The 23,779-nt window shown below is 73.5% G+C and carries 18 protein-coding genes; 4 read left to right on the forward strand and 14 right to left on the reverse strand.

Annotation, left to right across the window (positions count from 1 at the left end; all coding sequences use genetic code 11):
• Positions 1 to 230 precede the first annotated feature (230 nt).
• Positions 231 to 1,328: a mandelate racemase/muconate lactonizing enzyme family protein gene (locus tag LPA54_RS18185; protein WP_228978981.1), complete on the reverse strand. Its 1,098-nt coding sequence runs from the start codon at positions 1,326 to 1,328 to the stop codon at positions 231 to 233.
• A 268-nt stretch (positions 1,329 to 1,596) separates the two neighbouring features.
• Positions 1,597 to 2,826 carry a hypothetical protein gene (locus tag LPA54_RS18190; protein ID WP_228978984.1) on the reverse strand — a complete coding sequence of 410 codons (1,230 nt, stop codon included), beginning with the start codon at positions 2,824 to 2,826 and terminating at the stop codon, positions 1,597 to 1,599.
• A 127-nt stretch (positions 2,827 to 2,953) separates the two neighbouring features.
• Here LPA54_RS18190 and LPA54_RS18195 point away from each other — a divergent pair, with 127 nt between their 5' ends.
• A complete protein-coding gene (locus LPA54_RS18195) occupies positions 2,954 to 4,099 on the forward strand; it encodes a DegT/DnrJ/EryC1/StrS aminotransferase family protein (RefSeq protein WP_228978986.1) in 1,146 nt (381 codons plus the stop codon).
• Positions 4,100 to 4,160: 61 nt separating this feature from the next.
• Here the strand turns inward: LPA54_RS18195 and LPA54_RS18200 are convergent, their stop codons facing one another.
• Positions 4,161 to 5,141, reverse strand: a complete 981-nt coding sequence (locus LPA54_RS18200; protein WP_228978989.1) for a dihydrodipicolinate synthase family protein — start codon at positions 5,139 to 5,141, stop codon at positions 4,161 to 4,163.
• A gap of 88 nt (positions 5,142 to 5,229) precedes the next feature.
• On the opposite strand from LPA54_RS18200, the gene LPA54_RS18205 reads away from it, so the two are divergent.
• Positions 5,230 to 6,216 carry an LLM class flavin-dependent oxidoreductase gene (locus tag LPA54_RS18205; protein WP_228978990.1) on the forward strand — a complete coding sequence of 329 codons (987 nt, stop codon included), beginning with the start codon at positions 5,230 to 5,232 and terminating at the stop codon, positions 6,214 to 6,216.
• Between the two features lie 47 nt (positions 6,217 to 6,263).
• Here the strand turns inward: LPA54_RS18205 and LPA54_RS18210 are convergent, their stop codons facing one another.
• The 4 genes from LPA54_RS18210 to LPA54_RS18225 all read right to left on the reverse strand — a co-directional run bounded on the left by LPA54_RS18210 (position 6,264) and on the right by LPA54_RS18225 (position 11,411).
• Entirely contained in the window at positions 6,264 to 7,067 is an 804-nt protein-coding gene (locus LPA54_RS18210; protein WP_228978991.1) for a carbohydrate ABC transporter permease, read from the reverse strand.
• Positions 7,067 to 8,023, reverse strand: coding sequence for a carbohydrate ABC transporter permease (locus LPA54_RS18215; protein ID WP_228978992.1), 957 nt, complete (start codon positions 8,021 to 8,023; stop codon positions 7,067 to 7,069). Before LPA54_RS18215 ends, LPA54_RS18210 begins: the two co-directional genes overlap by 1 nt.
• On the reverse strand, positions 8,020 to 9,279 hold the full coding sequence (locus LPA54_RS18220; protein WP_228978994.1) for a sugar ABC transporter substrate-binding protein: 1,260 nt from the start codon (positions 9,277 to 9,279) through the stop codon (positions 8,020 to 8,022). Before LPA54_RS18220 ends, LPA54_RS18215 begins: the two co-directional genes overlap by 4 nt.
• 104 nt (positions 9,280 to 9,383) lie before the next feature.
• Positions 9,384 to 11,411 carry a PQQ-binding-like beta-propeller repeat protein gene (locus LPA54_RS18225; RefSeq protein WP_228978996.1) on the reverse strand — a complete coding sequence of 676 codons (2,028 nt, stop codon included), beginning with the start codon at positions 11,409 to 11,411 and terminating at the stop codon, positions 9,384 to 9,386.
• A gap of 434 nt (positions 11,412 to 11,845) precedes the next feature.
• Here LPA54_RS18225 and LPA54_RS18230 point away from each other — a divergent pair, with 434 nt between their 5' ends.
• Together LPA54_RS18230 and LPA54_RS18235 are read left to right on the forward strand one after the other, a co-directional pair.
• Positions 11,846 to 12,349: an Lrp/AsnC family transcriptional regulator gene (locus tag LPA54_RS18230; RefSeq protein ID WP_228978998.1), complete on the forward strand. Its 504-nt coding sequence runs from the start codon at positions 11,846 to 11,848 to the stop codon at positions 12,347 to 12,349.
• Positions 12,346 to 13,038, forward strand: a complete 693-nt coding sequence (locus LPA54_RS18235; RefSeq protein ID WP_228979003.1) for an HAD family phosphatase — start codon at positions 12,346 to 12,348, stop codon at positions 13,036 to 13,038. The genes LPA54_RS18230 and LPA54_RS18235 overlap by 4 nt, the downstream gene beginning before the upstream one ends.
• Positions 13,039 to 13,953: 915 nt before the next feature.
• Here the strand turns inward: LPA54_RS18235 and LPA54_RS18240 are convergent.
• The 7 genes from LPA54_RS18240 to LPA54_RS18270 all read right to left on the reverse strand — a co-directional run bounded on the left by LPA54_RS18240 (position 13,954) and on the right by LPA54_RS18270 (position 23,575).
• A complete protein-coding gene (locus LPA54_RS18240; RefSeq protein ID WP_228979005.1) occupies positions 13,954 to 14,181 on the reverse strand; it encodes a Trm112 family protein in 228 nt (75 codons plus the stop codon).
• The gene (locus LPA54_RS18245) at positions 14,171 to 15,082 is read right to left on the reverse strand and encodes a DMT family transporter (protein ID WP_228979007.1); all 912 of its coding nucleotides are present in this window, start codon (positions 15,080 to 15,082) and stop codon (positions 14,171 to 14,173) included. Before LPA54_RS18245 ends, LPA54_RS18240 begins: the two co-directional genes overlap by 11 nt.
• A gap of 3 nt (positions 15,083 to 15,085) precedes the next feature.
• On the reverse strand, positions 15,086 to 15,880 hold the full coding sequence (locus LPA54_RS18250) for a bifunctional 2-polyprenyl-6-hydroxyphenol methylase/3-demethylubiquinol 3-O-methyltransferase UbiG (RefSeq protein ID WP_228979008.1): 795 nt from the start codon (positions 15,878 to 15,880) through the stop codon (positions 15,086 to 15,088).
• Positions 15,877 to 17,226, reverse strand: coding sequence for a condensation protein (locus LPA54_RS18255; protein WP_228979011.1), 1,350 nt, complete (start codon positions 17,224 to 17,226; stop codon positions 15,877 to 15,879). Before LPA54_RS18255 ends, LPA54_RS18250 begins: the two co-directional genes overlap by 4 nt.
• 80 nt (positions 17,227 to 17,306) lie before the next feature.
• Positions 17,307 to 21,611, reverse strand: coding sequence for an alpha-(1->3)-arabinofuranosyltransferase family protein (locus LPA54_RS18260; RefSeq protein ID WP_228979013.1), 4,305 nt, complete (start codon positions 21,609 to 21,611; stop codon positions 17,307 to 17,309).
• A 22-nt stretch (positions 21,612 to 21,633) separates the two neighbouring features.
• Complete coding sequence (locus LPA54_RS18265; protein WP_228979014.1) at positions 21,634 to 22,383, reverse strand: bifunctional 2-polyprenyl-6-hydroxyphenol methylase/3-demethylubiquinol 3-O-methyltransferase UbiG; 750 nt, start codon at positions 22,381 to 22,383, stop codon at positions 21,634 to 21,636.
• Positions 22,376 to 23,575, reverse strand: coding sequence for a glycosyltransferase family 4 protein (locus LPA54_RS18270; protein WP_228979016.1), 1,200 nt, complete (start codon positions 23,573 to 23,575; stop codon positions 22,376 to 22,378). Before LPA54_RS18270 ends, LPA54_RS18265 begins: the two co-directional genes overlap by 8 nt.
• Positions 23,576 to 23,779 lie beyond the last annotated feature (204 nt).

Below are 23,779 nucleotides of genomic sequence, written 5' to 3' on the forward strand. Positions count from 1 at the left end.
GGCTCAACTCCCGGCCGGATGACTGGGCCATTGGCCGTGTTCTGCCGTCCGGTTTTCGGCCACAGACAGCCAACGGACCAGATCGCGCCACTGGCTGGCATGCAACCGCCACCCGGCCCGGGCATCGGTCCTCCCCTGCCCGTCCGGTGGGTGGACCGGCCGGCACGAGAGTCCGGCCGGTCCACCCACGCGCGCCCTCCACTCAGGCGCCGCCGCCCCGGCGGGGGCCGTCACCCCCGCCCGGGGAGGGCCGTCAGTCCGTGCCCGAGTCCGGGGCCGGTCGGCACGGTGACGCGGCCGGTCTCCGCCGTGGTGGCGAAGGCGGCCGGGGCGAGGGGTTCCTCCGCGACCAGCAGCGGGCCGACGAGGTCGGCGGGGACCGTCGCGTGGGGCAGCGCGGCGGCGAGGTGCGCGGCGGCGAGGGTGGCGACGCCGAGCTCCGGCATGGTGCCGATCTTCACGGCGAGCCCGGCGGCCTCCGCGACGGCCGCCACCTGGCGGGCGCGGTGGAGCCCTCCCACCTTCAGGATCTTGATGTTGAGGACGTCGGCGGCGCCCCTGCGCACGATCTCCACCGCGTCGTGCGGGGACTGCACGGACTCGTCCGCCATCACGCGCGGCATGCCCCGGCCGCGCAGGGCGGCCATGCCGGCGAGGTCCCAGCGGGGCAGCGGCTGCTCGACCAGGTCGAGCCCGGCGTCCGCGAGCCGGGCCACGGTACGGGCGGCGGTGGACGGGTCGTACCCCTCGTTGGCGTCAAGGGAGAGCTCGACGTCGTCGGGGACGGCCGCCCGCACGGTCCGCACCAGCTCGACGTCCCGGTCGGGGTCCTCCCCGCCCTTGACCTTGAGGTGGGTGAAGCCGCGGGCGGCGTGGTCGGCGGCCTCCTTGGCCATCTCCTCCGGGCCGCCGAGGCCGACGACCCAGGCGGTGGGGACCTCCCGGCGCACCAGCCCGCCGAGGAGCAGGTGCACGGGCCACCCGGCGACGCGGCCGGCGAGGTCGTGCAGGGCGAGGTCGAGGGCGGCCTTGGCGAGGTGCTGGCCGCGGATGGCCGCGTCCATGGCGGCGTGGGCCCCGGCGAGGTCGCGCGGGTCACGGCCGGCGAGGGCGGGGGCGACGTGCCCGGTGAGGGCCGCGCGCAGCCCTTCCAGGGTCTCGCCCGTGTAGGCGGTCATGGGCGACGCCTCGCCGTAGCCGGTGGCGCCGTCGTCGGTGCGCACCTCGACGACGAGGGTGACGAGTTCGGGGCTGGACCCGCTGCTGATGGCGAACGGGCGACGGTAGGGGGCCTGGACGACGTGGCTGCGAATCGAGTCGATCTTCACGCGGCTCCTCCGGGTAGCGGCCCCGCCCGTGGTCGGCGTGGGCCTCGGGCGATGTCTCACCGGCGGGACCGGGAACCGGGGCCCGGCCCCTTCGGCGGGGCACCCCCTAGGGGGTGTCCCGTCGATCATGCCGGGCTCCCGACGCCCGGTGCCGCGCCTCGCCGCGTTGTCGTCGGTCGCCGATGCTCCGCATCGGCTCCCTCCTCCGCCTTGCGATGCACGGCACCGGACGCCGCTCGCTGATCCGGCCTGACCGACGAGACACCCCCTAGATGCTGACGCGGTAGACGGTGGGCGGCCTGCCCGTCCTGCCTTCCTGCAGGCTGCCGACGGGGACGGCGACGCCCGCCCGCTCCAGGCGCTTGAGGATGCGCCGGGCGGTGCGCTGCTGGACGGCGAGGTGCTCGGCGACACGGTGCGCGGTGACGTCGTGCCCGGCGCCGGCGGCGACGAGCTCCCGCAGCCGCTCCAGGGTCCGCGGATCGAGCCCGACCCGCCGGGCCAGCAGCCCGGCGCTCTCGGGCGCGCCGGCCGGGGCGCCGTCGCCGGCCTCGTGGACGATGACCATGTCGACGTCGTCCTTCAGGCAGACGACCCCGGCGACCGGGCCGACCGCGCGGGCGCGGTTCACCGCCCGCCGGGCCAGGGCCTCCGCCTCCGCGGCGGTGCGCCCGAGACCGAACCCGACATGGGCGGTGCCGTGCCGGGCGGCGAGCCCGTCGAGGAACGGCAGCCGGGTGAACTGGTCCGTGGCCTTCTCCAGGGCTCCGCGCGTGGTCACCGCGAGACGGCTGCCGTCGGGCAGCCCGGCGAGGCTGGCGCCGAGCACGGCGAGGTCGGCGGCGAGGCCGGCGTCGTCCCCGGGGAGTTCCACGATCCCCAGGGCGACCTGCGCGTCGTCGCTGTGCGCGCCGGCCGTGGCGAGCACGAGCGCTCGGAGGGTGGCGCGTATGGAGTGCCGCGAGGGGGCGAGCCGCACCGTGTGGAGGCGGTGCTCCAACTGGTGGAAGGCCGAACCGAGGCAGGTCAGGGCGACCGTCGCCCCGTGCCGCTCGCGCGCGGCGAGGTGGAAGTCGACCAGGTCCGCCGAGGTGAGGCCGGGCCGGTACGGCAGGACGCGGACCTGCTCCGTGGGCAGCTTCGCCTCGATGAGCGTCTCGGTCACGTCGGCCCGGCCGAGGGTGTCGATGGAGATCCGCGACACGTCGTGGCCCAGCCGGAGCAGCTCCACGAGCGCCCGCAGCAGGGTGGCGCCGCTGTACGGCACGTACATGGCCGGCCGGTCGACCAGGCCGGCGCGGGCCGCGAGCGTGTACGGGACGACGCCGGTGAAGAGCAGGGCGTCCGCGCTGCCGGCGCCGTCGCGCACCACCTCGCACGTCTCGTCCTCGTGGCGGTACGGCAGGGCACGCAGCCGGGCGGCCCCCGCGTCGCCGGCGACGGCGACGACCCGGTCCACGAGGTCCTCGGGCCCTATCACCCCGACCGTGAGTGCCATCGGCCGGTCTCCGTTCGTCGCCCGCGGGGGTGCGGGGTGCTTCCGTGGGGTTGTTGACGCCCGTCCGTGGGGGTCCTAATTTCGGCCCAGACCACAACCGCGTCTCTGGCCGAAGGATAGTGACCCGATGCCCGAACGGGAAATCCCCTTGCCCACCGTGCTGGACCCGCGCGGCAGGACGCTCGGCGACGAGGAGCGGGAGGCGGTGCTGCGGGTCCTGGACTCCGGGGTGCTGTGCAGCGCGTTCGGCGAGGAGGCGCGGTCGCTGGAGGCGGAGATGGCGGGGTTGTACGGGCGCGCCCAGGCCGTGGCGTGCTCCTCCGGTACGGCGGCCCTGCACCTGGCGGTGGCGGCGTGCGGGGTGGGTCCGGGCGACGAGGTCGTGACGACGCCCGTCTCGGACTTCGGTACGGTCGCCCCCGTCCTGGCGCAGGGGGCGCGGCCGGTCTTCGCGGACGTGCTCGCACAGGACGGCAACCTCGACCCGGACGCGGTGGAGGCGGCGATCACGCCGCGCACGAAGGCGGTCGTCGCCGTCCACCTCTTCGGTGGCGCCGCGGACGTCCGGCGGTTGCGGGAGGTCTGCGACCGGCACGGTCTGCCGCTGGTGGAGGACTGCGCGCAGGCGTGGCTGGCGGAGGACGGGGCGGGGCGGCTGCTGGGCACGGTCGGCGACGTCGCCTGCTTCAGCCTCCAGCAGTTCAAGCACATCACCACGGGTGACGGCGGGCTGGTCACCACGGACGACCCCGCGCTCGGCCGCCGGATGCGGCTGTTCATGGACAAGGGCTGGGACCGCTCCGAGGGCCGCATCCACCGCGAGCCGGGGCTCAACTACCGCATGCCGGAGCTGGTCGCGGCGGTGGGGCGGGCGCAGCTCGCCAAGGTGGCCGGCGTGGTACGGGCGCGCCGCCGGAGCGCCGGCCGGCTGCTCGCGGCGCTCGACGGGCTGGAGGGGGTGGCCCTGGCCGGCCGGCCGGCGGGGCACGCGTGGTGGATGGTGCCGCTGCTCGTGCCGGACAACGCCCGCTGGGCCGAGGCGCTGGGCGCCGAGGGCGTCCCGGCCCTGCCCGGCTACCTGGAGCGCCCGCTGTACGCCAACCCGGCGGTGCCCGGCGGCGAGCGGGGGCTGTGCCCGCGCGCCGAGGAGCTCATCGACCGGACGCTGCTGGCGCTGCCCTGGAACGAGGGGTACGCGGAGGCGGACGTGGAACGCGTCGCCCGCGCCCTGCACCGGGTGCAGGCGCTGGTCCACGGTCCCGGACCCGCCTGAGCGCCCCGGGACCGGGACCGCGTACCGGGCCCCGAGCGCCCTCGACCCCGGCCCGCCGCGCTCAGACCGCGGCGCCCTCCTCCGCCGTGGCGAGCTCCTCCAGGCAGGCCACGACGGCGTGCCGCTCGGCGTCCGGGAGCGGCGGCCCGTACGGGTCGTGCGCCGCCTCCTCCGGGATGAGCCCCTCCCAGACGGCCGCCCACATCATCCGCCGCACGTACCCCTCGATGGGGGCGAGGAACGTCGCCTCGGCGAACCGGTCCAGCCGGTCCGACGCCCTCACGAAGGCGGCCGCGTCACCGGCCGTCCACGCGTCGAGGACGGCGGTGGTCAGCCCCACCCGCGCGGCGGCGATGCCGACGAGGGCCGTGTCCGCGCCCCACATGAGGGACGGGCCGAACATCCGGTCCTCACCGGTCACGACCAGCCGTCCGCTCCCCCGCGCCGTACGGACGGCGTCCTGGCAGTCCACCGCCCGGTCCAACGTCGCGATCTTGATGCCGGCCGTCGACGGCAGCGCGAGCAGCCGCCGGACCAGCTCCGGCGGGTACGGGTAGCCGCCGGCGCCGGCGTGGAGGAAGAAACCGAGCACGGGCAGCCCGCTCTCCGCCGCGACCCGCTCGTGCAGCGCCACGGCGCGGTCCACCCCGTCGGGCAGCCCGTCGTAGCGGGCCATGGGGTACACCATCACGGCGTCGGCGCCCAGGCCCGCCGCCTCCACCGCCATGGCCACCGTGGCGTCCTCGGCGGCCGGCAGGGTCGCGGCCCGCTCCGAGCGGGGCACGCCCGCGCCCGCGACGACCGGCACGTCCAGGACGTCGCGCCACACCGTCAGCACGTGGCGCCGGTCGGCGGGGGCCAGGTACAGCCCGCGCCCGGTGTGCGCCCACACGGCGACGCCGCCGACACGCTCGGCGGCGATCCGTTCGGCGTAACGGCGCAGCGCGGGCAGGTCGACGCCGCCGGCCGCGTCCATCGGGGTGAGGACCGCGGGCAGGACGCTGCCTCGCAGCCGGGTGGTGAGTGCCTCGGTCGCGGACATGAGCGGCCCCTTGTCTGACGGTCTGTCGCCACGCTGCGCGTTCACGCTAGCCTTTACGGCCCGGACCGTAAAGGAAGGAACCGGTGCCATGCGCCTCGGTCTCTACGTCAACCTGTACGCCGACAAGACCGACCGGCCGCGGCTCGCGGACGCGGTGGAGCAGGTGCGCCTCGCCGAGCAGGCCGGGTTCTCCTGGGTGGTGCTCGGCGAGCGGCACCTGCACCGCCCGGGCTACCACGAGGCGGTCACCACGCTGGCCTACCTGGCGGCGCACACCGAGCGGATCGGCCTGGCCACCGCCGGGCTGATCGCGCCCGTCTACCACCCGGTGTGGCTGGCGGAGACGCTCGCCCACGTCGACGTGCTGTCGGGCGGCCGGCTGACGGCGGGGTTCGTGCTCGGGTACCGGCCGGAGGAGTTCGCCCTGTACGGCACGGCGCCGCGGGAGCGGGTGCCGCGGTTCGAGGAGTGCCTGGAGCTGCTGACGCGCCTGTGGACCGAGGACGAGGTGACTCACGACGGCCGCTTCACCTCCCTGGACGGGGCGTTCCTCGCGCCGCGTCCGGTGCAGAGCCCGAGGCCGCGGATCTGGAACGGGGGCCGGGTCTCCGCGGCCCTGGAGCGCACGGCGCGGATGTGCGACGGCTGGACGACGTCCTTCAACGAGCTGGACGCCGAGCTGCCGGAGAAGATCGCCGAGTACCTCGCGTACCCGCGGGGCGCCGCCAGTCTGGGGGCGGAGGTCATCGTCTGCCGTGAGGGCTACTGCGCCCCCACGACCCGGCTGGCGCGGGCGGCGCTGGAGGACCCGCTGCGCTCGCTGTACGACGCGTACGGCGACTGGAAGCGCACGTCGGCCGACGCCGCGCGGTACGCGCAGGAGTGGGACGACATCGCGGCCCGGTCGGTGATCGGCTCGCCGGAGGAGTGCGCGGACCGGCTGGGCCACTACGCCGCGATGGGCGCGGACGGCGTCGTGCTGCGCGTCCAGCCGCCGGGCATGCCGCAGGCCGACGCGCTGCGGGCGATCGAGGCGTACGGCACGGACGTCCTGCCGAGGCTGCGCACCCCGTGAGCGGTGGGACCCCGTGAGGGGGGGTGGGACCCCCGTGAGGGGTGGGGTCAGGACTTGAGGCCGGTCGTCGCGATGGAGTCGGTCAGGTAGCGCTGGAGGAGCCCGAAGACCAGCAGGCACGGCAGGACGGTGATGGTGGCGCCCGCCATGATCTGGTTGACCGCGACGTTCTCGCCCTCCAGCGTCGCCAGGCCGACGGTGAGGGTGCGCATCTCCGAGGACTGGCCGATGACCAGCGGCCACAGGAAGTCGTTCCAGTGCCACAGGAAGACGAAGACGCCGAGCGTGGCGAGGACCGGGGTGATCAGCGGGATCACCACCGTGGTGTAGATCCGCCACTCCGACGCGCCGTCGATCTTCGCGGCCTCGAACAGCTCGTCGGGCAGCTGCCGGATGAACTGGCGCATCAGGAAGACGGCCTGCGAGTTGGCGAGTGTCGGGACGATCAGCCCCCAGTACGTGTCGACGCCGCCGAGCCGGGAGACGAGGACGAAGTAGGGGATGAGCGTGGCCTGGAACGGCACCATGAGCGTCGCGAGGAACGACCAGAAGAGCAGCTCGCGGCCGGGGAAGCGCTTCTTGGCGAAGGCGTAGCCGGCCATCGACGAGAAGAGCAGGATCAGGACGACCGACACCAGCGAGTACACCAGGGAGTTGACGGCCCAGCGGGTGATGTCGGCGCCGGAGAGCACCGCGGAGAAGTTCTCCCAGGTGGCGCGGGTCAGGTCGAAGGCGCCCGGCAGCGTGCGGCCGCCCGCCGGGGCGAACGCGACCAGCACCATCACCACGAACGGCGTCATCGTCACCAGCCCCACCAGGACCAGCAGGGCCGGCAGTCGCAGTCTCGCCATCAGTCGTCCCGTCCGATCAGCCGGCGCTGGATCAGGGAGAACACCAGGACGACCAGGAAGAGGACCAGCCCCAGCGCGCTCGCGTAGCCGAAGTCGAAGAACTTGAAGCCGGTGTCGTACAGCAGGTAGACGAGGGAGTAGCTGGCGCGCACCGGTCCGCCCGCCGTCATCACGTACATCGCGTCGAACACCTGGAACGCGCCGATCGCCTCGATGACGAGGACGAAGAAGAGCACGGGCCGCAGCAGCGGCAGCGTCACGAAGCGCAGCCGCTGCCAGCCGGTGGCGCCGTCGATGACGGCCGCCTCGGTGACCTCGCGCGGGATGGACTGGAGCCCGGCGAGGAGGATGAGCATCGAGTAGCCGAAGCCCTTCCAGGCGGACGTGGCGGCGATGGCCGGCAGCACCAGGTGCTCGTCGCCGAGGAAGTCGAGGGGGCCGAGGGACAGGACGCCGAGCGCGGCGTTGAGCAGGCCGTCCTCCACGTCGTAGATCCACTTCCAGATCACGGCGGCCAGCACGATGCTCGTGACGTACGGCAGGAAGAACACGCCGCGGAAGAAGCCGCGCAGCCAGACGGCGCGGTGCAGGAGCAGGGCGGTGCCCAGGGAGAGGACCACGGTCAGCGGCACGAAGAACGCCGTGTACAGGGCGGTGACGCCGAGGCTGGTCCAGAACAGGTCGTCGTCGAGGAGGCGGGCGTAGTTCTCCGCGCCGATGAACCGCCAGTCGCCGCTGAGCCGGTAGTCGGTGAGGGAGAGGAACGCCGCGCCGAGGGTGGGGCCGAACCGGAAGACGAGGAACAGCAGCAGCATCGGCGCCACGAACAGCAGGCCGACGCGTGCCTCGCGCCGGCGGACCGGCTTCGGCGGCCGGCCCGGCGGGCCGGGCGGGTCGGGTACGGCGACGGGCTCCGGTGTCGGCGCGGCCAGCTCGCCGGTGGTGCTGGCCGTCAACGCTGCCGCGCCAGCAGGTCGTCGGCCTGTTCGGCGGCCGCGTCCAGGGCCTCCTTCGGGCTCTTGCGGCCGGTGAGGGCGGCCTGGATCTCCGGGGCGATCAGCGACATCAGCTGCCGGGCGACGGGGCTGGGCTCCCCCGGGTAGGCGAACGGCAGCGCCTCCTGGAACTCCTTGGCGTGCGGCGCGTCGCTGGGGACCGTCACGTCGGTGCGCGGGGAGAGGAAGCCGCTCGCCTTGCCGAGGCTCTGGATCTGCTGCGGCTGCGCCATGAAGGCGAGGAACTTCTCCGCCCCCGCCGCGTTGTCCGACCGGGCGTTGACGCCGAGACCGCCGGGGACGCCGAAGCCGACCTGCTTGACGTTGCTCAGCGGCTTGCCGACGACGACGTTCCCGGCGCCCCAGGTCCTGGCGGCCAGTTCGGCGTCGGCGAGGGTGTTGGTGAAGCCCATGGCCACCTGCTGCTTGCCGAGGGGATGGTCGGCGAAGATGTTGGTGTTGGTCAGCGCCGACTTCGGTACGGCGCCCTCCTCGTAGAGGTCGGTGAGGAAGGTGAGCGCGGCGACGCCCTCGGGGCCGTTGAAGGCGGCCTTCCGTCCGTCCTTGGAGAAGACCTTCCCGCCGGCCTGCCACAGCAGGGGGTAGAAGTTGAGATTGAGCGTGGCCTCGTTGCTCGCGGAGTAGTCGAGCGTCGCGACCCCGGCCTGCCTCAGCTTGGGGGCGGCGGCCTTGATCTCGTCCCAGGTGGCGGGGGGCTTGGTGATGCCCGCGCGGTCCAGCAGCCGCTTGTTGTAGAGCGTGCTGGTGACGGTGTGGTAGATGGGGACCGCGTACAGCTTGCCGCCCTGGGAGAGGGCGGTGAGGGCGTTGGGGAGGAACTCCTCCTTCACGGACGCGACGGCCGGGTCGACCGGGCGGAGGGCGCCGTTGGCGACGTACTGGGGGACCTGGTCGGGGTTGAGCAGCACGACGTCGGGGCCCTTGCCGCTGCCGAAGGCGGTGGCGAGCTTCTCGTCGCGGTTCTCCCAGGGCTGTTCCTCGATGGTGACGGTGGTGCCGGGCGTCGCCGCCTCGAAGTCCTTCTCGACCTGCGCCCAGTAAGCGGAGTTGGCCTTCGGGTCCGCGATCACCGGGTACATCCAGACGGTGACGTCCTTCCCTCCGGAGCCGTCGCCGCCGCTGCCGCAGCCGGCCAGCAGCGACGCCGCCGCGACGAGCGCGAGCGGGGTGGTGGCGCGCTTGGTGCGTCTGGTCATGTAGGGCCTCCGCGGGGCCGGGGATGGGCACGCGCGCCCGGTTACTTTCGGTCTGGGCCGAAAGTAACCGGGCTGAATTCGGGCTGTCAATGGGCTCACGGGGCTCAGCGGCGCACGTCGACGGTGTACAACTCCGGCCCACGGCTGAAGTAGAGGAACCCCTCGTGGGCGGCGAGTCGGCGGTGCGGGAAGTTGACCAGCAGCTGCGGGTCGCGGTTGGGGAACAGCGGGTCGACCCGGAAGATCAGCGCGCCGTCGACGGAGACGTACAGCTTGCGGCGGCTGATGACGATCGAGCCGTCGTTGTTGCGGGTGCCGAGCTCCAGTCGGCGGATCACCTCGCCCGTCCCGGGGTTCAGGGCGAAGAGCGAGTGGCCGGTGAGCGCCCACACGGCGCCGCCGGCCACGGCGACCGCGCTCACGGCTCCTATCCCCTGGACCAGCTCCCGCTCCCAGAGCTTCTCGCCGCGCTCGACGTGCCAGGCGAAGACCGCCCCGGCGGTCCGGGTCGGCGGGGTGGTGCCCAGGCCGCCGAAGATGGACGCGCCGCCGTAGACGACGCCGTACTCGGCGTCGAGGCTGATGATGGACATGTCGCGCACGACGTTGCGGGTGAACGTCCAGTCGCCGGTCTCCTTGTCGTACAGGGCCAGTCCGCCGCCGAGCCGGTTGCCGTCGGGGACGGTGCCGACCGCGACCTTCGTCCCGACGTCGGCGAGGCAGCGGGCCCGCGACTGGAGCTCCGGCTTGAGGGTGAGGACGACCTCGGGGTTCGGCGGGGTCCCGGGCGGGCCCTCCGGCGAGTACTCGGGGCTGTTCCACGGCTTGGCGGGGTGGTAGCGGAAGAGCCGCGCGTCGGGGTACTGCCCGATCCACACCGTCCCGTCCGCGTCGCGCAGGATCGCCTCGATCTGGCCGAAGCGGTGGAAGGTCGGGGCGCCGGTGAGGGTGTTGACGGCGGAGAAGCCGCCGTTGAGGAAGCCGCCCGCGTAGAGGGTGCGGCGGCCGCCCGCCTCCAGGGCCTGGATGTCGATGGGCTCCTTGCGGACCTTCGTCCCGAGGACGGCGTGGGCGCCGGTGGCGGGGTTGTAGCGGAACATGTCGCCCCGCCACAGCGTGCCGACGACGCTCCGGCCGGGGTAGTCGGGCAGGCCCAGCTCGGCCCAGCCGAAGGAGCGGGCGTTCTGCACCTTGCCGGAGAACCGCAGCCCGGTTCCGGTGTTCTCGCCCGTGGCCGGGTCGTAGCGGCGCAGCTCGCCGCGCTGGATGAAGTACACGGCGCCGTCCTCGCCCGGCGGGCAGACGCTCAGGCCGTGGACCTCCGGGATGGGCGCCGACCAGGTGCGGGTGGCGAGGTCGAAGACGTACAGCGGGTTCGGCGCGTCGGAGCCGATGCGGGCGTAGAGCCGGCCGTCGTAGGCGTCGAGGTCGTAGACGGGCTTGCCGGCGATGGTGTCCAGGCCGGGCGGCGTGGGCAGCTGGGTGAAGGTGCCGGTCGCCGGGTCCAGCTCGGCGATGTGCGCGGCGGCGTACGAGCCGCTGTAGACCTTCCCGCCGGAGCAGGCGATGCTGCGGACGTAGGTCTGCCCGGGGACGGCCTGGCCGAAGTCGGTGAAGGCGCGGGTGGCGGGGTCGAAGCGGAAGACCTTCCCGCCGGGGAACGTACCGCCCCAGACCTTGCCCGCGGAGTCGGTGGCGAGGGCCCAGATGAAGGTCTGCCCCGGCGCCGGGAGGCCCAGGTCCTCGGCGATCTCGCCGGAGTCCGGCGACCAGCGGTACAGGTGCGCGTTGCCGTAGGTGCCCGCGTACACGCCGCTGGGCGCCTCGGTGACCGCCCAGGCGCCGTCTCCGCCGGTCAGCGAGACGCTGACGAGCAGGTCGCCGGTGGTGGGGTCGAGGGCGTTGAGACGGGCGGGCTTGCCCGTCGAGGCGCCCCACAGGGCCTGCTTCCCGGTCGGGCCGGGGGCGACGGTGCCGCCGAGCAGCAGGACGTCGGAGAGGGGGATTCCGATCAGCTGGGGATCACGCATGAGCTGGCTCCCGGCCTCGGCGTGTGCTTCGGGAGTGGGGGGCAGGAGGGCGGTGGAGACAACTGCGGTCGAGCCGGCGAGGAACGCGCGTCGCGTCGCCACAGACGGAACACCTCCCGGGAGGAGAGAGTTACGGCACTAGCCGAAAGTGATACGCCGCAGCTCATGGGCCGTCAACGGTACTCGTCACTCCGGCGGTACTCCGGCGCGACACACGGTGACCTTCCACGGGTCGGCCGGAGGAGCGACACCGTGGTCACAGGGTGTACGGGCCCTCCCCGACCGGGGCTGTGGCGAGTTTCGGCCAACTCGTCGGCCATGGCCGAAGAAACGTTCCGGCCCCGGCTCGCGGGCGCCCGGGGCGGACGTCGCCCGCGACTGCCCGGCCCCTCACCCGCCCGTACCCGGACCGCCGCCCGCCGACCCCGGGCGGATCGACCGCCCGCCCTGCGCCCCTGGTGCGACCAGGGCCGGGAGGGTGGGCCATTGGTACATTCGACGTACGGGCCTCGCGGCCACGAGGAGGGTGACGGACCATGCCGGTCGACGAGTTGGACACACGGATCCTCCGGCTGCTGATCGAGCAGCCGCGCACCAGCGTGCGGGAGTACGCGCGCGTCCTCGGCATCGCGCGCGGCACGCTCCAGGCCCGGCTCGACCGCTTGGAGCGGGACGGTGTGATCACCGGTACGGGCCCCTTCCTCTCCCCCGCCGCGCTCGGCCACCCGGTGCTCGCCTTCGTCCACGTCGAGGTGACGCAGGGCCACCTGGAGGAGGTGGGCGACGCGCTCGCCGCCGTGCCGGAGATCGTCGAGGCGTTCTCCATCACCGGCGGCGGTGACCTGCTGACCCGGGTGGTCGCCCGGGACAACGGCCACCTGGAGGACGTCATCCAACGGCTGATCCGGCTGCCGGGCGTGGTGCGCACCCGCACCGAGGTGGCGCTGCGCGAACGCGTGCCCTTCCGGCTGCTGCCCCTCGTGGAGGCGGTCGGCCGGGCCTCCGACACGACGCGCGCGGCGGGCGGGCGGACCCGGTGACCGCCGTCCTCTTCGACCTCGACGGCACCCTCGTCGACAGCGAGCCGAACTACTTCGAGGCCGGGCGCAGGACCCTGGCCGGGTACGGCGCGACGGGCTTCGACTGGGAGCGCCACACCGACTTCATCGGCATCGGGACGCGCGAGACGCTGGAGGCCCTGCGGGCCGAGTACGCGATCGACGCGCCGCTGGAAGAGCTCCTCGCCGCCAAGAACGGCCACTACCTGGAGCTGGCGCGGGCGGGGACCCCGGTCTTCGCGGGGATGCGGCGGTTCGTGGAGCGGCTGCACGCCGAGGGAGTGCCCATGGCGGTCGCGTCCGGCTCCTCCCGGGCGACGATCGGGGCGGTGCTGGCCGGGACGGGCCTGGCCGGGTACTTCCCCGTCCTGGTCTCGGCCGAGGAGGTCCCGCGCGGCAAGCCGGAACCCGACGTCTTCCTGGAGGCCGCCCGCCGGCTGGGCAGCGCCCCGGCCGACTGCGTCGTCGTGGAGGACGCCCCGCCGGGCGCGGCCGCGGCGCACGCGGCGGGGATGCGGTGCGTCGCCGTGCCGTACGTACCGGCGACCGCCGAGGACCCGGCGTTCCTGCGGGCGGGCCTGGTGTTCCCGGACGGCCAGGACACCTTCGACCCGGAGGTGGCGTACGCCTACGTCACGGGGCGCGGGGGTCGCCGGCTGCCGGGGGCGTAGGGGCGGGGCGGAGGGCTGCCGGCGGACGTCTGCGCCGAGGCCCGCAGGTCGACCCGGGGCCCCGCGGGCCGACCCGATCGCCCCGCCTGCCCGCCGTCTCCGGAGCCGGCAGGCAGGACCGGATCGGTGTCCACGCCGTCCCCGTAGGCGGCGGCCGAGCGCAGCGCCTCCCGGCATCCCCGCCCTCCTGCCCTGAGGTCCGACGGGAACCGCTCCGGCATATGCCTGAGGCCCGGGAGGCGTACGACCGTACCCGGTCTCCCGCCCGGGGCCCGCTGAAGAAGGGCTGGTCGCCGTCGTCGGTCTTTCGCGGCCTGCCGCCACTGAAGCTCTTGCACGGCGTTCGCACGGGCTCGTCCGCTCCCTCGCCGCGTCATCCGGTTCCGGCCCCGCGGTACTGCCCCGCGGGGCCGGAACCCGTCACAAGGCCGCACGGGACCGGCCCGACCGTTGCCGTGGCCCGCCAGGAGGTCGCGCGAGCCGGCGGCATGAGCCGGTCGTGGGGACCGCTTTCGTCGCGTGTGTGCGTGCAGAGCAGGAACACGCAGAAGCGGGGTGATCACCGTGATGGTACTTTCGCCGAACCGCCGGTCCAGTAGTTCCACATCGGGGGCGGTGTGGGGCCGGGACCTGTCGATACGCGCTTCGATGTCGGTCACTGCTTCCACGTAGCGCAGCGTCTGAGCAACTCCCTTACGCCTATGGCGCATTGTCCCGCCACACACGAACCGGCCGGCTGGGACCCAGGTCCTGTCCGGAAAGGAGCGCCGTCTGCCCGGAGGGCAGGGGCCGCGGCGTCCGGTGCGTGCGATCGCGAGGCGCCGGGGTGCCCTCGTGGCGGAGTCGGGCACCCCGGCAACGCGGCGAGCGTGCGTGCCGGGCGCCGCGGCCCAGGCGGGAATTTCCGGACAGGACCTAGGCGCGGTCCCGGTCGGCGGACTCGTTCTGTCCCTCCTCGGCGGCAGGTTCCTCCTCGGCGTCCGGCACTCCGGAGGAAGGGAGCAGCTGCGGAATGCCGTCGACGATCGGATAGCGGCGGCGTAGGCGCGGGTTGTAGAGAGCGCCCCCGATCTCGTCGAGGATGAGCGGCCCCTTGTCGAGCGGGCAGGCGAGGATCTTCAGCAGCGGGTTGTCAGGCTTCATGGCCGGGCTCCTTCGGAAGGGGGGTTTCCGCGTCATGGCGCGGCAGGGTGAGCAGGACCGACAGGGCGAGCACCGTTCCGCCGAGACGCAGTAAGAGCCGGAACAGGTCGTCGGGCAGCGGCTCGTCGAACGCGATCGTGCCGCTCACGATGGTGAACACGCAGGTCACCGTCGAGCACACCGGGACGATCAGTGAGGCCCGGCAACGCTGGAGCGCGGTCTGCGACAGCACCAGTCCGCTGACTCCTGTGACCAGGAGGAGGTACGGGTACGGGGAGGCGAGCAGGGCGGGCACGGAGCCCAGGAGGTCCGAGGTGTCCAGACGGCCGGAGACGCCCTTGATGGCGAGCGAGCTGACGCCGTAGATCAGACCGATCGCGACCGCGTAGGCCACTCCTGTGGTCGGCTGCCGATGGCGACGGCGGGCGCGCCGCTCCGCGGCCGAGTAGAGCAGCAGCCCGGCCGCGAGGGTCGGCACGCACAGTGCCAGCAGTATGCCCGTGGGCGCGCTGCGGCTGATCTCCTCGCTGGTGCCGTACAGGGAGGCCACCACCATCACCAGCGCCAGGCCGATGACGGCCACCGCGCGTCGCTCACGGCCGGAGGGGCGCTCACCCAGCACCGCCGACGAGAGCACCAGCAGGAGGACGAGGCCGGACAGGAACAGGCCTTGGGCGGCGGCGATCGGCAGGGTGCGGTAGACGGCCAGCTGCGCGGCGAACCCCAGGGCCAGCGCCAGGGCCCCGCAGATCCACAGGGGCCTGCGGGCCAGCAGAATCAGGGTCCGGCCCGGCTGTGCGGCACTGAGCGGCGGCATGCCGGCCAGCGCACGCTTCTCCAGGACGAAGCCGGTGCTGTACAGGACGTTCGCCACCAGCGCGGCGGTCACACCCCACACCACGGGTTACACCTTTCGCGCATGCACGAGGAGGAGGGAGGCGAGGGAAGGCAGCCCACAGGCCAGGCGGTCCAGCGGGCGGAGCGGGCGCGGCACTCCGTGGAACGGCGCGCCGGCGACCGCAACCACCTCGAACCCGGACGCCGCCACGAACTCGCGCAACGCGCGTGCCGTGTACAGCCTCAGATGGCCCACCACCTCCCTGCCCGGTCTGCCGTGGATGCGGCGCAGACTCACCTCGGAGAACACGGGCTGGACTCCGGCGAGCAGCAGGGCGCGGTTGTACCAGGCGGCGAGGTTCGGCGTCGAGAGCATCAGATGCCCACCGGGTCGCAGCACCCTGCGCAGTTCGTCGAGGGCACTGTCGGGGTCCACGAGGTGCTCGACGACCTCGCTGAACAACACGGCGTCGGCGCTGCCGGACGCGAACGGCAGCCCGTCACCGGTCAGTTCGCCGCGGACGACCTCGCTCAGGCACGGCGCCGCCCGGCGCAGCGCGTCCTGCGACCAGTCGATCCCCACGATGCGGTGCCCGTCCAGGACGCGGGCGGCGGTCGCGCCCGCCGAGCCGTCCCCGCAGCCGACGTCGAGCACGGTCGCGGCCGGGCGGCCGGGCCCGACGGGGCCGAGTGCGTCGGCCAGCATCCGGGCCTGGCGCAGCGTACGGGCTTCCCCGGAGGCGACGGGAACGGTGGGGTTCTCGTAGAAGTCCCGCAGCCCCGGAACCGGCCGGCTCGGCGAGGTCACCGCAGCCTCGGGTGACTTCCGGGTTTCTGTGGAGCCGCTGGCGGAGAGGGTCATGACGGCCTCGTGTGGTTGTCCTGGGTGGAAGGGACATGCGCTCCGGACGGGGTGGGAGACGTCGTCGAGAGCGACTCCTCGAACAGGCCCACCAAATCCGCCCCGGCCGCGTCACCGAGCAGCGCCCGCGACCAGCGCAGCGTCACATGCAGCCGCCCGCCGGTGGAAGCCGCCGCCAGGCTCAGCCCGCGCGGCATCCGCGCCGGTGCGGAGAACCACACGGCCGTCGCGCGGCCGGCGTCACCGAAGTCCAGCGCGTACGGCACGCGTCCGATGTTGGTGACCAGTGCCGTCGACGTCCAGGGCGCCGCCGCCCGCCGTGCGCCACGGGTGAGCACGCCCCGGACGCCGACGGGGAGCAGCGGTGCGGTCAGCAGACTAGCCCCGGCGCCCATGGGGGCGCCCTGGGCCGACTTCAGCGCGCGGGTGCGGCGAGCGGTGGTGCGCAGCAACCGGGCAACGGCTGCCGGGTCCGGCCGCTCACCGAGCAGCAGGTCCGTGTCGCGCGGGTCCTCGGAGGTCATGGCCACCTCGACGAGCCGGGTTCCGTTACCCATCGGCATCTCCGTGCCGCGCGGCCGGTCGTCGACGGGCATCGTGATCCGTACCGGACCGGCCGGCCGGCCCTGCAAGACGTTCCAGCGGCCCACCATCAGGGTTGCGGCGACCAGCAGTTGGTCGTTGACGGTCCAGGGCGGGAGGCCACCGGCCCCCGCCGAACGCCGCGGAACGGGCAGATCCGCCTGCAACATGCCGTTGCCCACGGCGCGGGCGCGTACCGGCTCGGGGCGGGAGTCCGGCGCGACGCGTACGGGGCGCGCACGGACGGCGCGGCCGGTCCCGCTCTGAGCCGGACCCGAGCGCGCCGGCCGGACCCGCCCGGTGACCGGGAGTGCGTCCGCGCCGCCGTACTGTTCGGCGGTCGTGGCGAGCACCCGCAGCCCCGACGGCGCGTCGAGAGCCGTGTGATGCATCGTCAGCAGCAGCACGGTCCCGGCCTCGGTCCCGGATGCCCCGCCCGCCGACACCTCGACGACTTCCAGGCGCATCGGCGGCGACAGGGTGAGCGGCGGGCATGCGCTCAGCGCGCGGGCGCGAATCCTGGCCAAAGCGTCGGGGCCCCGCCCGGCGAAGCTCACCGGGTCCCCGTCCGGTTCGACGGTCAGCTCCCACGCGAAGGACCGCCGGAGTCGCCGGCCGGGCACTTCCCGCATCAGCACCCTGGGGTGCGTCAGGAGCGCCCGCCGGAAGGCGGCCCGCAGCCGTGCCGGGTCCACCCGTCCGGGCAGGTGGACCTCGATGTGCACGCTCTCCGGTTCGTCGTCGCTGAGGCAGTGCCGCGACACCTCGTCGACGGTCGGAAAGGGAATCCGGACCCTGGCGGGAGGGATCGCGGTCCCCCTCCCGGCGGCGGTCCACGGCGCGTTCACGAGGGGCCACCGCCTTCCGGTCGCCGAAGGGGCGGCGCGGGCCGGTGCCCGCCGCCGGCGCTTCGCGGGCCGGCGATGACCACCGGTCCGGTCTGCGGCGCGGCGGAATCGTCGTCGTCTCCGTGCCCGTCGTCATGTCCTCGCCCGTCGTCATGCCCACGCCTGGCGGCCACGGACGCCGGCCCGACCGCCGTCACCAGCGCGGCGGACAGGGCCACCAACGCGAGCACCTGCGCCAAGGCGCTGAACGAGCCAGCCCCACTGGCGACCGGCTCTCCGGCGCCGAAGGCCGCGACAAGGCCCGCCCCGGCCATCGCCGCCGCCGCGGTCGGCACCAGCACGGTCGGCCGGAGCCGTGCCGCCACGGCGAGTACGGGTACGACCAGGGCCAGGGGCCCCGCCGCCACCGCGACGACCGCGGTCAGCGCCAGCGTTCCGAGCAGCATCCCCGGTGGGGACGGTTCGGGCAGCTCCTCGCCCGTCCCACCGTAGTGGCGCCGACGGCCCACCAAGGCCAGGGCGACCAGGGCGAGGAGCGCGAACGCACCGCCGACCAGGGCTGTCCGGTACGGCCCCGAGGGCTCGAAATCCATGGTCACCGTGCCGGACGCCCCGGCCGGGATCACCCACGCCTGCTGCCAGCCGTCGAGGCGTACCGGCTTCAGCTCCGTGCCGTTCAGAGTGGCCTTCCAGCCGTCGTTGGCGTTCTCGTAGGTCCGCAGGTACGTGGCCTCGCCGGAGCCGGCCGACACCGACACGGCCCGGCTGTCGTCGTTCCACCGGGTCACGGTGGCCTCGCGACCCGCTGCTCCGGCCAGTTCCGCGGGAGTGCCTCGGGTCAGCGTGACGTCGGTGACCGCCAGCGGGCCCGCGTCACCCGCCTCCACCTCGTGATCGCCGGGCGGAAGTTCCAGGGTGCCGTCCTTCTCCTCCCCCGCGCAGAGGGCGACGGTGACGGGGCGCCGTTCGGTGAGGTCCCGGACGAGTCCGGAGGCCTTCGTCTTGTGCAGGACACCGCCCACAGCGAGGTCCGGCCCCTGGCCGCACGGCAGCGAAAAGCGCGCGGACGGCTTCGGGCGCGGCACCCGCAGGTCGGCGAGTGCGGGAACGTGCACCTCGCTCAGCCCGACCGGCAGCTGCAACTGCGCGTTCGCCACCGGGTTGTGGAGGGTGAGCGGGGCGACCCTGCTGATGGTGATGTCCAGCCGGTTCGTCTCGATCGCCGGGAAGCGGACCCGTCCGTTCTCGTCCACGTCGGCCACCGCGGCGCCGTGCGGCGAGCTGATCATCACCTGCTCGGGCCGGGTGGACACCCCGCCCGCCGGCGCGAGGATGACCTCGTCGATCTTCCTCTTCATGGGCCAGTTCAAGTGGACGACGGGTCGGTCACCCGCGATCCACGCGGTCGTCAGGTCACCGTCCACCAGGTTGCGGGCGCCGAGTTGTGCGCCGTTGGGGCTGATGGAGTCGACCTTGGCCGTCACCCGGTTCTCCGATCCGGGGGCGGAACGGTCGAGCAGTTCGTCCAGCGCCGCTCCGGGCACGGCGACGGCTCGCGCCGACACCTCGTACTCGCCCGGTTCCCCGGTGCTGAACCGCCGGTGCAGTCCCACCTCGGCCGATACGGGCGACAGGCCGCCGGCGTCGGTGCCGCGGTGCAGGGAGTACACGCTCGCCGCCGCGTCGGTGCGCTCGGCGTCGGCAGGCAGCGCCAGCATGCGCGTCACCTGCACGTCCGGGATCGACACCTCCGAGAATCCGACCCCGGAGAGACCCGGGCGCGCCTGCTGCGCGCCGACGATGGTGATCTTCATCCAGGAGGCCTCGCCGGCAGGAGCCTTGACGGCCTGCGGCAGGCCGTTCGTCCGGAGGGGACTGTCGGCCGAACCACGGTCGGTCTCGATCCGCACCCGCGTGGGCGCCGCGCGCATCGAGTCGCCCGGCAGGGGCGTGAGTCGGATGGAGGCCGGGACGGCGGTCGGCCGGGAGAACTCCACCCTGAGCCACTGTCCGGCCGGCTCGCCCGGACTGCCCTCGGCCCACGCGGTGTCCGGGTTGCCGTCGAAGGCGTTCACCGGGTCGTACTGCGGCAGGTGGAACAGCCAGTTGCCACTGCTGGAGGCCGTCACGGTCTTGGCGCCCCGCAGCACCGCCGTCGTCTGGTGATCGGTGCCCTCAGACGGCAGGATCTGCTTGGGCTTCTCACCCGGGTTCTGCAGGCTGCCGGAGTGGTTGCGCTCGTTCGCGGTGTACGTGTACGAGGTGTTGTTGTTGACCAGACCGAACCGGGTGTCGGCTCGACGCAGCCCGTCCGCGACCGCCTTCAGCGGTGCGACGAGGCCCTCGGGAAGCCTGTCCCCGGCCAGTACGGCCGGCCGCTCGGTCATCGAGGGATCGGCGGACAGCCGGAGCAGCGCCTCGGGTCCGCCGCTGACCACGGCCGTGTCGGCCACGGCCGAGAGGCCGACCCTGTCGGGCCGCGCGTCGCGGTCCTGTGGCTGATAGATCTCCACGGCCTGGAGCCGCGGGTAGAGCCCCTGCACCTGGAGCGGGGTGTCGGCGGCGATGCGTCCGCCGGTCACCAGCGGGCCGAACCCGGTGACCTTGCGGTAGCCGGACGACTCCAGGGTCCGCTTCACCGTCTGCGGCGGGACGTAGCCGATCTGGTCGGGGTCGAGATCGTTGCGGACGACCACCTCGTGCATGCCGGCCCGTGCCAGGTACGCCTGGAGGCCCGGAACCTCGGAGCCCGACAGCAGCGCCTGCTCGACGGCGTCCGTCATGCGGCGTGCGCCGGGAGTACCGAAGGGGACGAAGTCACGCTGCGCCCAGGGTGTCTCGGCCAGCACGTCGAAGGGCTGGTCGATGGGGGATCCCCAGGTGTGGATGCCGTGCGCCGTCGCCGGTACGACCAGTGCCCGGCTGTTCGGGGCGTTGTCCTTGAGCCAGTCGGCGGCCTTGTCCCAGTGGGTGGGAAGCTTGGTGAACGCCCCGGGCTGCAGGATCGAGCCGTTGACGTACGGGAGCGCCAGACCCGGCAGGACCAGCACCGCCACGAGCGCGGAGACCCCGCGGCGACCGCGCAGTGCGCGGGACCCCCGGCTCTCGGACAGCACGGCTGTCAGATGGGCCAGTCCGAGGGCGAGCGCGAGGGCGAGGCCCGGCTGGAACTTGTAGATGTTGCGGAACGGCTTCAGCGGCCCGTCCAGCCAGTCCTGGACGACACCGTGAACCGGACCGCCGAAGGCTCCGCCGTACCCGGCGAGCGCGACCAGGGCGACGGCCAGGACGGTCAGCATCAGCCAGCGGCGCTCCGGCAGGTCCCGCCGGGCCAGGCCCGCAAGGCCCAGGGCCGCGGCGAACGCAGAACCGAGAACGGTGACGACCGAGGTCGCGACGGTCCAGCCGGCCGGCAGCCAAGCCTCACCGAAGTTCAGATACGCCACCCAGTTGCCGGCGCCGCGCAGCAGCTCGGTCGCGGACATGGTGGCGGTGGTGGTGTCGGCCTGCTCCACGTACGGCATGAAGTCCTCGCCGTACATGCCGAGCAGCAGCAGCGGCACCACCCACCACACGGTGGCCAGGACGACGCCCGGTATCCACCAGCCGAGCAGCGCCCGCCGGCGCCGGCCGGGCGGGCGGCTGAGCAGGTACAGGCCCACGGGCAGCAGCGCCGCCAGCGTCGAGGCGGCGTTGACGCCGCCCATGAAGGGGATCAGCAGGGCCGAGCGCGCGGCGGCCGTCCGGGGGCTCGCCTTCGCCGATGTCAGCGGCAGCAGCACCCACGGCAGCATGGCACCGGGCAGCGCGGCGGCGGAGGTGGATCCGATGACGATCGTGAAGGTGGGCCACAGCGCGTAGACGACGGCACCGAGGACCCGCGACGCGGGCGTCCCCACGCCCAGCCGTTCGGCGAGCCGGAGCACGCCCCAGAAGGCGGCGGTCACGATGATCGACAGCCAGAGCCGTTCGGCCAGCCACACCGGCACCTGGAGGAGGTCCATGAGCGCGTAGTAGGGCAGTGCCGGGAAGGCGTAGCCGACGTACTGGTTGGCTATGCCGCCGAGGCCCACGTTGCCGTTCCACAGCGAGCCGAGGTCGCCGATGAAGCGCCAGGGGTCCAGGGCGACGCCGAGTTTGGTCTCGAACGTCATCTTCCCCGGTGACACCGCGAGGAACGACACCAGCACGACGGCCCAGAAGCCGAACAGCAGGCGTCGTCCGCGCGGTTCGCCGGACGCCTGCGACGGCGTCGGGCCGGGTTGCGGCACCCAGGTGGGCGCCTGGACCGTGGTGGTCATGACCGTTCCTCGCTTCGCATGCTCATGGGCTTCGCCTGAGAATCAGCAGCAGATTCCAGGTGGCGATCTCGCGGAGTCCCGGCACCCGGGTGATCGTGCTCGCGAGGAACGGCCAGTAACGGGAGCGCGCCGTGACGACCTGCACGTCGTCGCGGGCACGGACGTGCCGAAGGGTGGGGCCGATGTGGACGGGGAAGAGGTTCTCGCCGAGCGTGTGCTTTGCCTGGCGGCCGGTGCGCCGTTCGTAGCGTTCGCGGGCCCGGTCGGCCCCGAGGTAGTGCCACGGCGCGGTCTCGTGACCTCCCCAGGGGGAGAGCCAGTTGGTGAACGACAGGTAGATCAGTCCGCCGGGGCGGGTGACCCGTGCCATCTCGCTGATGAAGGTCTGCGGATCCGACACGTGCTCCAGCACATTGGACGAGAAGCAGACGTCCGCCGCCCCGTCGGCGAGCGGCAGCAGATATCCGTCGGCGACCACCGCGTCCTCGGTGACCGGGCCGCGGGCGCTCAGCTCCCGCAGGTCGGGCTCGAAGAGGTAGCTCTGCGCGCCACGGCGGCGGAACTCCTCGGTGAAGTGGCCGCTGCCGCCGCCGACGTCGACGACGATCCTGCCGGCCAGGTCCACATGACGTGCCACCTGTGCGACCGAGTCGCGGGCCAGCAGGGTGTAGCACCGCTCAGGGTCGCTGGGTTCGCGCATGAACGCCCGGAAGAGGGCGGCCGACCGTCTCAGCGACGGATCCCTGAATCCACGTTCGGCGATCTCAGCCATGGCCGCTCCTGCCGCGTCCCCGGAGGGCGGCGCGGGCCACGGCCTCGGCGGCGACGTCCTGGAACTGACGGACCGTCGCGGTCCAGCGGAAGCGGGTGGCGCGCTGCGCGGCGGCACGGCCCATGGCGGCGCGCCGTTCGGTACTGAGGGACAGGGCGCACCACGCGGCGGCGAACGAACTCTCGCCCCGGGCGAGCACCCCGGTCCGACCGCCCTCGATGGAGTCGCACAGGCCGGGTATGTCGAAACCGATCGCCGGGGTGCCCCGGGCGGCCGCCTCGGTGACGACCAGACCCCAGCCCTCGACGAGGGAAGGGTGCAGCAGGAGCCACGCCTCGCACATCAGCCGGTGCTTCTCGGCCTCCGACACCCGACCGGCGAACGTCACGGCGGGGCCGGCCATGGCTTCGAGCCGCTCCCGCTCGGGGCCGTCGCCCACGATGACGAGCCGGCCGCCGGTGACGGGGCGGACTCGCTCCCACAGCCTGAGGAGCAGGTCGATGCGCTTGTACTCGACCAGTCGGCCGACTGCCAGGAACAGCGGCTCCTTCGCCTCGGGGAGCGGCGGGCCGGGGTCCTCGACACCGTTGTGGACGATCCGGATGCGGTCCGCGGCCACGCCGATGCCGCGCAGCTCGGAGGCGGTGGACTGGGAGACGGCCACCATCAGGTTGTCGCGGTGCGTGCCTGCCAGTGCCCAGTGCTCCAGCCTGCGTCCCAGCCGTGCCGCCGGGCCCGGGTAGCGCATCTGCCAAAGATCCGTGTGCACGTGGTTGACCAGGCACAGCGTCGGTCCGCGGTGCCACAGCGGCGCCAGGTACGGCATGCCGTTGCACACCTCGACCAGCAGGTCGCAGTCGCCGACCTCGCGGGCGAAGGTCCCCCTGGCGCGCAGGAAGTGAACTGCGTCACCCCCCGCGGAGACCACCCGGTAGTCGCGTGCGGCGGCAGGGCCGCCGCATACGAGCGTGACCTCGTGGCCGCCGGCGGTCAGACCGTCGGCGATCCGGTCGATGAGCAGTTCCGAGCCACCGGCGGCACGGTTGGCCACGTCGCGGCGGGCGAGGAAGGTGATCCGGCGCGGCAGAGGCGCCTGGGGGGCTTGAGCGGGAAGGGAACCGGTGAGGGCTTGAGCGGGAAGAGAGAGGGAGTCCTTCTGGCCGGAGGCCAGGGCGGACGCGCGCTGGGGCATAGAGGTGCTCCAACTCGGGGGCTGCGGGACGCAGGCGGGTGGGGGACGGCCGGGCTTCCGGGACGAAGCGCTGGGCTGGCTCGGTGTGCGGGTACAGCGGGGCGCGGGGTACGGCAGGTCGCGGGTGCAGCGGGTGCTGCGGTGCCGGACCTGGACGTGATGGTGTCCTGTCCGACACCAGTACGGCGGGAGACCCTGGGGTGA

It is taken from the genome of Streptomyces sp. DH12 (assembly GCF_020873895.1).
Taxonomy (GTDB): Bacteria; Actinomycetota; Actinomycetes; order Streptomycetales; family Streptomycetaceae; genus Streptomyces.